The following is a 10,827-nucleotide window of genomic DNA, read 5'->3' on the forward strand; positions in this document are numbered from 1 at the left end:
CCGTATTGGCGAGAATCGAAGGAGGCGCATGAGCCGTAAGCCCGTCCCCGCCCATTCTGGCGAACGCAGCCGAGTGGACGTGCTGTTCGACAAGCCACAGTTGCTTGCCCGGTTGTTCGGTCAATATGACCAGAATCTCGTGGCGCTTGAAAACAGGCTTGGGGTTTACATCACCGCGCGTGGCAACCGCATCGGGCTGGAGGGCACGGCCGAACAGGTCGCGATAGCGCGTGACGTGCTCAATGACCTGTATGCCCGCATCCAGCGTGGAGAGGACATAGACTCAGGGCTGGTCGATGCGTCGATCGCGATGGCGGCTGAGCCGACGCTGGACGGGATCATCTCGGCCGAGCGCGCGCAGGTGCCGTCGGTCATGATCCGCACGCGCAAGAAAACCATCGTGCCGCGCACGGCCGCGCAAGCGCACTATATGCGCGAACTGACGACCCACGACATGATCTTCGCCCTTGGGCCGGCGGGCACGGGAAAGACCTATATCGCGGTCGCGCAAGCAGTGGCGCAACTTATCACGGGGTCGGTCCAGCGACTGATCCTGTCGCGGCCCGCAGTAGAAGCGGGCGAACGGCTCGGCTTCCTGCCGGGTGACATGAAGGAGAAGGTCGATCCCTATCTCCGCCCGCTTTATGACGCGCTATACGATTGCCTGCCCGCCGAGCAGGTCGAGCGGCGCATCGCATCCGGTGAAATCGAGATCGCCCCGATCGCCTTCATGCGCGGACGAACTTTGGCCGACGCGTTCGTGATCCTGGACGAGGCGCAGAATACCACGCCGGCACAGATGAAGATGTTCCTCACCCGCTTCGGCCAGAATAGCCGAATGGTGGTCTGCGGCGACCCGAACCAGACCGATTTGCCAGGCGGCGTGGGCGCGTCCGGGCTCGCGGACGCCACGTTCAGGCTGGAAGGGATAGAGGGTATCTCGCTCTGCCGCTTCACCGCGGCTGACGTGGTTCGCCATCCGATCGTCGGGCGGATTGTCGCCGCCTATGAAGGCGACGACGGCGCAAAATGATCGAGATCGAGCTAAGCCGGGATGATCCATGGCCGGAGCGGGACTGGTCCGCGCTGGCGACGACCGCCGTACGGGCGGCGGTCCTCCGAACACCGCATGGCGCATTGCTTACCGCTCCGATGCTCGTCGAGGTAAGCGTTCGGCTTGCTTCCGACGACGATGTGCACGCGCTCAACCGCCAGTATCGCGGGAAGGATAAGGCAACCAATGTCCTGTCCTTTCCCATGGTGCAGGCTGATCTGATCGACACGGTCAGCCAGAATACGGACGATGGCGAATTGCTGCTTGGCGACATCGTGCTGGCCCACGGCGTGTGCGAACGCGAGGCGGCGGAGCGCGGCATAACGCCCGATGCGCACCTCACGCATTTGATCGTGCATGGTACGCTGCATCTGCTAGGCTACGATCATCTGACCGATGTCGAGGGCGATGCGATGGAGGCCATAGAGCGCGACGCACTTGCCGATCTCGGCATCGCGGACCCATATCATATTCAAGAGGACTGACTTGCCCGAAGACCGAAGTAGCGCCGACAACGGCGACTCCAATGAAAGCGGCATCTGGCGCGGCTTGCGCCACCTTATTTTCGGCGATCAGCACGAAGATACGTTGCGTGACCAACTCGAAGAGGCGATCGATCGCCACGAGCACGATCCGGCCCCCGATGCCAAGGGCGATCTGACGCTGCTTGAACGACAGATGGTGCGAAACCTGCTCCATTTTGGCGAGCGTGACGCCGGCGATGTTGGCGTTCCGAGAGCCGATATCATCGCGGTCGAAGAAAAGACCGGGTTCGACGATGTGGTCAGGGTGCTGGCCGAAGCAGGCGTCAGCCGCCTTCCCGTATATCGGGAAAAGCTCGATACGATCATCGGGATGGTACATATCAAGGACGTGTTCGCGACCCTGGCGGCCGGCGGAGCGCGACCAGACGGCATTGCGGGCCTGATCCGCCAGCCCCTGTTCGTGCCGATGTCGCGCGGCGCACTCGATCTGCTCGCCGATATGCGCCAGACCCGCGTGCATCTCGCGGTCGTGCTCGACGAATATTCCGGCACCGAGGGGCTGGTCACGATCGAGGATCTGATCGAGGAGATCGTCGGCGAGATCGAGGACGAGCATGACGATGCGCCCGAAACGCTGCTGGTTCCGCTGGATGGCGGCGCCTGGGAAGCAGATGCGCGTGCCGAGCTCGAGGATATCGGCGAAATTGTCGACTCCAGACTAGGGGCAGCCGAGAGCGATGTTGATACGATCGGCGGATTGACCGCGGTGCTCGCAGGACACGTCCCGGAAACCGGAACCTGCATCGATCACCCGAGTGGCTGGCGGATCGAGGTCGTGGACGCGGACGAACGACGCGTGAATCGCGTTCGGCTTCATCCCCCGCGCCCGTTGCCGGAACATGTCGAGGGCTGAGTCGACGATCAGCCCCTTCCGTCTCGCCGCGCGCCCGCCTATCGTCAGAAGATGCGCAAACATATTCTTATCGTCTCCGGCCTGATCGTGCTCGCCGTGATCGGCATAATCGCCTGGATCGCGTGGCCCGACACCGCACGCGTCGATATCGCCAACGTCGAGGGTCAGCGCCCGGAAATCACCGATCCGCGCGCTCAGTGGATTCCCACGATGAAGGTCGCGAAGGCGGTGGGGTGGCCGGATGGCGGCAAGCCGACGGCGGCGACTGGCTTGTCGGTCGCACCATATGTGACCGGGCTTGATCATCCGCGCTGGCTTTATCGCCTGCCCAACGGGGACATCCTTGTCGCCGAAACCAATTCACCGCCACGCGCGACGAGCGGGATCACTAACAAGGTGATGGGTTGGCTGATGGGTCGCGCCGGCGCGGGCGTGCCCTCCGCCAACCGGATTACCCTGCTCCGCGATGCCGATGGAAACGGCGTGCCGGAAGTGAAGTCGATATTCATGACCGGGCTGAATTCGCCGTTCGGCATGGTGCTGTTCGACGGCCAGCTTTATATCGCGAACACGGACACGCTGGTCCGGGTGCCTTACACCGACGGCATGACCAAGATCGACGCGAAGCCGGAACTGGTCATCAAGCTCAATGGTGGCGGCAATCACTGGGCGCGCAACGTCATCGCAGCGGAGGATGGCAAGACGCTGTACCTTTCCGTCGGGTCATCGTCGAACATCGCCGAGAACGGCATGAGCGCGGAGCGCTTTCGAGCGAATATCCTGCAGGTGTGGCCGAAGGAGAAGACCTATCGTGTCTATGCCGCCGGACTGCGCAATCCGAATGGCATGGCGCTCGAGCCTCACAGCCGTCAGCTTTGGACGGTGGTGAATGAGCGGGACATGATCGGCTCCGATCTCGCGCCGGATTATCTTACGGCAGTGGAACTCGGCGATCACTTCGGCTGGCCGTGGTACTATTGGGGTGGTTATCCCGATCGTCGGGTGGAGCCGGGGAATCCACAGCTGCAGCAATATTCAAAGCGGCCGGACTTTGCGCTTGGACCGCACGTAGCGGCGCTTGGATTGACCTTCGCGGCAGATGCGAAGCTGGGCGCGAACTTCACCAACGGCGCGTTCATCGGCGAGCACGGATCGTGGAACCGCAAGCCCCTGTCGGGCTATAAGGTGGTCTTCGTGCCGTTTGCCGATTCCGGCTGGCCGATGAAGGGGGCGAAACCTGTCGATGTGCTGACCGGCTTTCTCAACAAGGACGGCGAGGCGCAGGGCCGTCCAGTGGCGGTCATCACCGACAAGACTGGTGCGCTGCTGGTGGCGGACGACGTAGGCAATCGTATCTGGCGGGTAAGCGCAAGCTCCACGTCGACGAAGTAAACACTCTTTTGGGCGGCGGATGGGCTCCGCCGCCCGCTATTCGAGCAGCTTGGGCGCCTCACGCTCCAGCTTGGCGCGGATGCGATCGGCGAACATTGCAAGGAACGCGGGAAGCGTAAAAGTGCAATGGACGGTGGTATCGGTGACATCGAGTTGCGCGGTCACGCGCTGGCCAAGCCCCTCCACCGTAAAGTGCAGTGTATCCCCTGTCCAACGATGCTCGGTGATCGCACCGCCGGGCACGAAATCGGCGAACTTGCCGAAGCCGTTGCCGATACGCTCGCGGGCAGCGGCGGCGCCCAGCTTGTGGGGAACATCGACTTCGATCGGAGCGGTCATACGGCATTCTCCTTCTCGCCGGTCGCGAACAGCATCGCGTCGTCGGCAAACGCCTTGAACTCCAGCGCGTTGCCGGATGGATCGCGAAAAAACATCGTCGCCTGCTCCCCCGGCTGCCCGGCGAACCGGATATGCGGCGCGATGCCAAAGCGAACGCCTGCCGCCTCCACCCGCGCCGCCAGCGTACGCCAATCGTTCATCGTCAGCACGATTCCGAAATGCGGCACCGGCACCTCATGACCATCGACGGCGTTGCATGTTTCGGCCGGTCGCATCGATTCATCCAGATGCGCTACGATCTGATGCCCTCCCAGATCAAAATCGATCCAGCGATCGCTGGATCGTCCCTCACCACATCCAAGCACCCCGCCGTAGAAGGCACGGGCGGCGGTGAGATCGTGAACCGGAAAAGCGAGGTGAAATGGTCGAAGTGTCATGTTTCGATCATACACCTGCAGAGAATATTCTCCAGCCCCGGGCTTGAAGCGGCGCTGCGCCTCCCGCATGAACCGCGCGCGCGGGATATTGCGGCGCGTTTCGCCGGGGCGGGCCCTGGCACGACGAAGGATCGATGATGATGTCCCTCGCCCGTCGCCCTGCTCTGGGTGCCCTGCTGCTGGGCGCGCTGGCCGCGTGCGGCTTTGCGCCGCTGAACCTATGGCCGCTCACGCTTGCCTGCCTCGCCGCCTGGATCGGGCTGATCCATCGCGCGCCTACGCTGAAGTGCGCGCTGTGGCTGGGATGGGTCTTTGGCGTCGGCCATTTCACGATCAACAACAACTGGTTCCAGCACGCCTTTGACTTTCAGGACAAGATGCCACCCCTGCTGGGCTATGCAGCGCCAATCGCGCTGGCACTTTATCTTGCGGTCTATCCGGCGATCGCGGCAGGCGCCGGCTGGCTGATCCGCGGGCGAGGCAAGCCCGATCCTGCCTATGTCTTCGCCATCGCGGCGGCCTGGATCGCGACCGAGTGGCTGCGCAGCGTTGTGTTCACCGGCTACGCCTGGGATCCGCTCGGTGTGATCTGGGTGCCGGTGCAGCCGGTCGCGACCTTGGCGGCCACGGTTGGAACATATGCCCTTTCCGGCCTGACGGTGTTGCTGGCTGGCGCGTTACTGCTGATCCCGCGTCGCCCGCTTCCGGTCATCGCCGGCGTGGCGGCGCTTTCAGCGATGATCGCCGCACAAGCGCTCAGCTACGGCAGGCTCGTGACTCCTGCAGCGCCGCCAGAAAACGCGCCGCGGCTCGTCGTCGTGCAGCCCAACGTCTCGCAGGATCAGCGCGGTGAGAGTGACGGCGAACTGCTCTTACGCAAGCTGTCCGCCCTGTCGGGGACGGCGGGTGTGACGCCGCGCCTGATCGTCTGGCCAGAGGGAGTCGTCCGCGATTTCATTGAGGATGGCTATCCCGCGTACATATATGGCTTTCAACCCAGCCCCTATTATCTGCGACGGCGGTTGGCCGCGCTGCTCGGGCCGGCGGATATGCTGCTCGCCGGTGGAACTGCGCTTCAGTTCGACCGCAACGGAAATGTCATCAGCGCGCGCAATTCGGTGTTCGCGATCGATCCATCGGCACGAATCGTGTCGCGGTACGACAAGGCGCATCTTGTCCCTTATGGTGAGTATCTGCCGATGCCGTGGCTGCTCAAGCCGCTTGGCCTGGCGCGGCTGGTGCCCGGCGACGTGGATTTCGCCGACGGACCCGGGCCGCGCAGTCTGACGCTCCCCGGCTTTGGCGCGGTGGGGGTGCAGATCTGCTACGAGATCATTTTTTCGGGGCAGGTGATCGACCAGGCCCATCGCCCGCGCCTTCTGTTCAATCCGTCCAATGACGCATGGTTCGGTAAATGGGGGCCGCCGCAGCACCTGGCGCAGGCACGGATGCGCGCGATAGAAGAAGGCCTGCCGATCGTTCGCGCGACCCCCACGGGCATTTCTGCCGTGATCGCCGCCGATGGCCGCCTGATCGCGACCGTGCCGCATGAGAAGGCCGGCGCGATCGATGTCGCAATGCCGCAGCCTGCTCCGCCGACCCTATTCTCACGGATCGGAAACTGGGCCGCGCTGCTTGTCACGCTGTTTCTGACGGGTGTCGCGGTTGCCTTCCGGTGGCGGCGGCGCTAGGGCGATATAAAGCTATCTTTATATCGTTAAGTAATCGGAGCGATCATGCGTCAGTCGTTCATTTTCACCAGTGAGTCGGTCAGCGAAGGCCATCCGGACAAGGTTGCCGATCAGATTTCGGATTCGATCGTCGATCTGTTTCTGTCGAAGGATCCCGAGGCGCGTGTTGCGTGCGAGACGCTCACCACCACCAATATGGTCGTGCTGGCGGGCGAGATCCGCGGCAAGGGGATCATGGATACGGACGGCAACTGGGCGGTTGGGGTCGAGGACGAGATCGAGCGCACGGTGCGCGAAACGGTGAAGCGCATCGGCTATGAGCAGTCGGGCTTTCACTGGAAGACTTTTACCTTCTCTAACAACCTTCACCCGCAATCCGCGCATATCGCGATGGGCGTCGATGAGAGCGGCAACAAGGACGAAGGCGCCGGCGACCAGGGCATCATGTTCGGCTATGCGACTGACGAGACGCCGGGGCTGATGCCCGCTACCCTGTATTACAGTCACAAGATCCTGGAGCGGATGGCCGAGGATCGGCATTCGGGCAAGGCGCCGTTTCTGGAGCCGGACGCCAAGAGCCAGGTGACCCTGCAATATGAAAACGAGCGCCCGGTTCGCGCGACCGCGCTGGTCGTCTCGACGCAGCATTCCGCCGACCTTTCGAACGAGGCGGGCCAGGCAAAGCTGCGCGATTATGTCAAGGGCGTTTTCGCCGAGATTCTGCCGGAAGGCTGGCTGCCGGCCGAAGACAAGATTTATGTCAATCCGACCGGTCTTTTCGAGATCGGCGGGCCCGACGGCGATGCCGGCGTAACGGGTCGCAAGATCATCGTCGACACCTATGGCGGCGCGGCTCCGCACGGCGGCGGGGCGTTCAGCGGGAAGGATCCCACCAAGGTGGATCGCTCAGCCGCTTATGTCGCGCGCTATCTCGCCAAGAATGTGGTTGCCGCAGGTCTAGCGCGCCGCGTGACGATCCAACTCTCCTATGCGATCGGGATCGCTGAGCCGCTCTCGCTCTATGTCGATACCCACGGCACCGGCACAGTGCCGGAAGCAAAGCTTGAGGAAGTGCTGCCGAAGCTGGTGCGCCTGACCCCCAAGGGCATTCGTGAGCATCTGAAGCTTAACGCGCCGATCTATTCGCGTACCGCAGCCTACGGCCACTTCGGCCGCGATACAGACGGCAGGCACTTCACCTGGGAGGCGACCGATCTGGTCGATCAGCTCAAGGCCGCCGTCTCTGCCTGAGCGCCTGTCGCCGGGCGCCGTTTGTGCGCGCCCGGCGTGATCGTCTAGCGCAGCGCGGCCGTATAGGCACCGAACGCCTCGCGGACGATCGTGCGCGAGCCCTGTGTCACTTCCACTCCGCCCCCGGGGTGGGTCGGCTCCACCGAAACCATCACGCGATAGACGAAGCCCCGATTGGCAAATTCATAAGTGCGCCGGCCGCCGACCTGATCGACCAGTCTGCCGCCATCGATCGTGAGCGATGCCTGAGTATCCTGCCCTCCCCCGGGTTGCACGATCTCGGGCAGTTCGCTGTCAAAATTATAGCTGGTGTAGCGATAGCCATTGCGCTCGGTCCGCACGACCTGGATCGAGCGCCGGCCGGTTATCGCGAGTACCCGCGTTTGCGCGACGAAGCGGCAATTGGTCGTCTGCTTGCCCAGCGTGATCGAGACGACGGCAGGCGTGGTCGCGCCAGCCTCCACCATCCCCGGATTGATCGCGTGGACATTGCCGATCTGTCCGCCGGCAAGGTTAAGCAATGGATAGTAAATCTGCCCCGCACCGGGATCGCCCAACCCCAGGCGCACCACCATGCGCTGCGCCGTCAACGCGGGTTTGGCGAAGGCGATGAGGTCCATTTGCCCCCCCTGCCCCGGCGCACCCAGCACGATCGCGCGATCGCGGTTCGTCGAGTCACACAGCAAGGGTATACTCGTCCAGCGGCCGTCACGCTTTACGAAGGAAAGTGACTTCGCCGAATCAAGCTGCGCATCGCCCGCTGCCGGCAAAGCCGCAAGCGGCACTGCGAACGCCCACGCCCAACGCATCATCTTCTCCTGTTTCCCTCGGTCGAGCGCGGTTTACGATCGCGTGGATGAACGCGGCATTGCCCTTGATCGCGCAGCGCTTTAGGCGCGCGCCATCATGAACGACCCCACGAAGATCCGCCGCCTTTATGGCCGGCGCCAGGGCCATGCACTGCGCGCGGGCCAGGCTGCCCTGGTCGAGGACTTGCTGCCGCGCGTTTCAGTCCCCGAGAGCGGTCCGCTTGGCCCCCGTTCGCTATTCGGGGACGATCGCCCCCTTCAGATCGAGATCGGTTTCGGCGCGGGCGAGCACCTTGCCGGGCAGGCCGAGGCGGCGCCGGGCACAGGCTTCATCGGTTGCGAGCCGTTTCTCAATGGTGTGGTCGGCGCGCTCGGCCATATTCGCGACCGTGCGCTGGATAACATCCGCCTTCATATGGGCGATGCGCTGGATGTGATCGAGCGACTGCCGGATGCCAGCCTGAGCCGCGTCTACCTGCTGCATCCCGATCCCTGGCCAAAGGCGCGACACGCCAAACGCCGGATGGTAAACCACGGGCCGCTGGACCTGATCGCGGCAAAGCTGAAGCCGGGCTGCGAATTCCGGCTTGGCACTGACGATCCAACCTATTGCCGCTGGGCGATGATGATTCTCGATCAACGTCGTGATTTCGAATGGACGGCGCGCGAGCCGCGCGATTTCCTCACGCGCCCCGCCGACTGGCCCGAAACGCGCTACGAGCGCAAGGCGCGACGACAGGGGCACGAGGTGTGGTATATGACCTTTCGCCGCCGTTAACCCGCCAGAGCTCGCAGTTGCCGCCGTTCTTACTCTAAGCCACTACGATACTTAAAGATTTCAGCGAAACGCGTGATTGCCCGGTGATTACTTTTCTTCGGCTGGGTCATGAGGTCTTTTGCTTCCGTTCACGCGAGTGAATATTTTTGGCCGCCCGCGTTACTGGACAGCGAAATTGGACACATTGCCCGATCAAACGGCATCGAGCGAATGGCCGCACTTGCGAGCAGCCGACCAAACGTCGCACATGGTGCATCTCGCAGCCTCATGGCTTCCAATGACGCCTCCAGATACTATTCCCTCAGCCAGTAGCCATAGACAAATCGTCTCAAGGCTCATTGCGGAATGACAAGCTCGGTAGTTGATATTATGAGCGCAGGCTGTGCACCGGCTGCGTCGCCTCGTCTTTGCCAATCGGCCCTTCGCCTGCGCGATCATCGCGCTGGCGTTGCTGCTGAAGATCGCCATTCCAGCCGGCTTCATGCCGACTGTGTCCAATGGCCAGATCGTAGTGAGCATCTGCTCCGGCATGGGGCCCGCGACCATGGTGATGACCGTTCCGGGACTCGAGCACAAATCCGATAACGACGGTCATCCCGGCAAGGCCGAGCAGCCCTGCGCGTTCGCTGGTCTTTCTGCACTGTCGCTGCCGGCGGCTGATCCAATCCTGCTTGCTGCCGCGATCCTGTTTGTTCTGGCGTTGGGCACGCGTCCTCTGACGCTGTCTGCAAGCAGCATAGTCTCCTATCTTCGTCCTCCTCTGCGAGGACCTCCGGCACTCTGATCGCAATCGCCGCTTGAGCGAGGGGGTCCGTGGGCGCGCTATGGCGTGCCTACGGATTGCGCGCTTACGCACCCGCGTCAGATTTGGCCCGCCCTGCGCTTCTAGGCGCTGGTCCCGGCCAGCCGAGGTTCTTTGCAATGTCATCACTTGTCCTGCCGGCGACGCGTGGCCGGTACACCATCCATGTCCACGCCGCGCCGTCCCGAATGCCGCCCTTCATCGCTTGGCTTCGCCAGGTTCGACGGTCCGCGTGGATTCTGATCGGACTGTGCTTGCTCTTCCGGATGGGCGACGCGCTGATCAGCCCGGATCTGAGTGCTGGTGGTGGTTTCGCCGCCGTTGCCGGGGTTGTCCAGTGACGGCGGCCCGCGGAGATCGCGGCAGACCGGGGCCCTGGGAGCAGCCCGTCAGCGAGGGTCTGGAAATCCGCATGAGCGCGCCGCGATCGGCGCTGCCCATTCAAGGCAAATATTTGCTCATCACCGCCGGGTTGGCGGCAACAATCGTCTCGCTGCGCTTCGTCCTGCTCGGCGCCTGGCCGGTGCTCATCTTCTCCGCGCTCGACATCGGCGCGTTGGCGGTCGCCCTCCACATCTTCAACCGCGGGCCGGTTCCGGAAGAGCGTCTTAGGGTAGTCGATGGTCAAGTCGAGCTGGAGCGCCTCGACAATCGCGGTCGCCGGTCAAGCGTCAGGCTACCGGTCTTCTGGACGCGGCTGGAAGCTTCGGGACGCACGGAACTCGACTGCGACCTCTGGCTCGTCTTCCGGCGCGAGCGCCATCCCATCGGGCTTTGCGTCTCGGCGGCCGAACGACGGGCGCTTCAGCCCCGCATCGCTGCCGCGCTCGGCGCCGCCCGAAATTGAAACAGCAAGAAATCAGCTTCCAAGGGGGA

Annotated in this window: 12 protein-coding genes; 9 read left to right on the plus strand and 3 right to left on the minus strand. The window is 63.2% G+C overall.

Annotated features, from left to right (window positions below; translation table 11 throughout):
* The first annotated feature begins 28 nt into the window (after window positions 1–28).
* The 4 genes from ACM61V_RS11250 to ACM61V_RS11265 are packed head-to-tail and all read left to right on the plus strand — an operon-like array spanning window position 29 to window position 3,844.
* Window positions 29–1,033 carry a PhoH family protein gene (locus tag ACM61V_RS11250; protein WP_137786128.1) on the plus strand — a complete coding sequence of 335 codons (1,005 nt, stop codon included), beginning with the start codon at window positions 29–31 and terminating at the stop codon, window positions 1,031–1,033.
* On the plus strand, window positions 1,030–1,539 hold the full coding sequence (gene ybeY, locus ACM61V_RS11255; protein ID WP_137786129.1) for an rRNA maturation RNase YbeY: 510 nt from the start codon (window positions 1,030–1,032) through the stop codon (window positions 1,537–1,539). The genes ACM61V_RS11250 and ybeY overlap by 4 nt, the downstream gene beginning before the upstream one ends.
* Window position 1,540: 1 nt before the next feature.
* Window positions 1,541–2,452 (plus strand): hemolysin family protein, encoded by a 912-nt coding sequence (locus ACM61V_RS11260; protein WP_419713997.1) that lies wholly within the window; start codon window positions 1,541–1,543, stop codon window positions 2,450–2,452.
* 51 nt (window positions 2,453–2,503) lie between these two features.
* Entirely contained in the window at window positions 2,504–3,844 is a 1,341-nt protein-coding gene (locus ACM61V_RS11265; RefSeq protein WP_137786131.1) for a PQQ-dependent sugar dehydrogenase, read from the plus strand.
* Window positions 3,845–3,880: 36 nt separating this feature from the next.
* Here the strand turns inward: ACM61V_RS11265 and ACM61V_RS11270 are convergent, their stop codons facing one another.
* Together ACM61V_RS11270 and ACM61V_RS11275 are read right to left on the minus strand one after the other, a co-directional pair.
* Window positions 3,881–4,183, minus strand: a complete 303-nt coding sequence (locus ACM61V_RS11270; RefSeq protein WP_137786132.1) for a polyhydroxyalkanoic acid system family protein — start codon at window positions 4,181–4,183, stop codon at window positions 3,881–3,883.
* Window positions 4,180–4,620 carry a VOC family protein gene (locus tag ACM61V_RS11275; protein WP_137786133.1) on the minus strand — a complete coding sequence of 147 codons (441 nt, stop codon included), beginning with the start codon at window positions 4,618–4,620 and terminating at the stop codon, window positions 4,180–4,182. Before ACM61V_RS11275 ends, ACM61V_RS11270 begins: the two co-directional genes overlap by 4 nt.
* A gap of 134 nt (window positions 4,621–4,754) precedes the next feature.
* On the opposite strand from ACM61V_RS11275, the gene lnt reads away from it, so the two are divergent.
* Window positions 4,755–6,311, plus strand: a complete 1,557-nt coding sequence (lnt, locus tag ACM61V_RS11280) for an apolipoprotein N-acyltransferase (RefSeq protein WP_137786134.1) — start codon at window positions 4,755–4,757, stop codon at window positions 6,309–6,311.
* 45 nt (window positions 6,312–6,356) lie between these two features.
* The gene (gene metK / locus ACM61V_RS11285; protein WP_419713998.1) at window positions 6,357–7,562 is read left to right on the plus strand and encodes a methionine adenosyltransferase; all 1,206 of its coding nucleotides are present in this window, start codon (window positions 6,357–6,359) and stop codon (window positions 7,560–7,562) included.
* Between the two features lie 44 nt (window positions 7,563–7,606).
* On the opposite strand, the gene ACM61V_RS11290 is transcribed toward metK, so the two are convergent.
* Window positions 7,607–8,371, minus strand: coding sequence for a hypothetical protein (locus tag ACM61V_RS11290; RefSeq protein WP_137786136.1), 765 nt, complete (start codon window positions 8,369–8,371; stop codon window positions 7,607–7,609).
* Between the two features lie 97 nt (window positions 8,372–8,468).
* On the opposite strand from ACM61V_RS11290, the gene trmB reads away from it, so the two are divergent.
* From trmB to ACM61V_RS11305, 3 genes are all read left to right on the plus strand, one after another.
* Window positions 8,469–9,149 carry a tRNA (guanine(46)-N(7))-methyltransferase TrmB gene (trmB, locus tag ACM61V_RS11295; protein WP_137786137.1) on the plus strand — a complete coding sequence of 227 codons (681 nt, stop codon included), beginning with the start codon at window positions 8,469–8,471 and terminating at the stop codon, window positions 9,147–9,149.
* A gap of 382 nt (window positions 9,150–9,531) precedes the next feature.
* Window positions 9,532–9,933, plus strand: coding sequence for a DUF2946 family protein (locus ACM61V_RS11300; protein WP_249341468.1), 402 nt, complete (start codon window positions 9,532–9,534; stop codon window positions 9,931–9,933).
* A 430-nt stretch (window positions 9,934–10,363) separates the two neighbouring features.
* Window positions 10,364–10,798 (plus strand): DUF2244 domain-containing protein, encoded by a 435-nt coding sequence (locus ACM61V_RS11305; protein ID WP_283214525.1) that lies wholly within the window; start codon window positions 10,364–10,366, stop codon window positions 10,796–10,798.
* Window positions 10,799–10,827: the final 29 nt, after the last annotated feature.

The organism is Sphingomonas sp. TX0543 (assembly GCF_048565505.1).
Lineage (GTDB): Bacteria > Pseudomonadota > Alphaproteobacteria > Sphingomonadales > Sphingomonadaceae > Sphingomonas.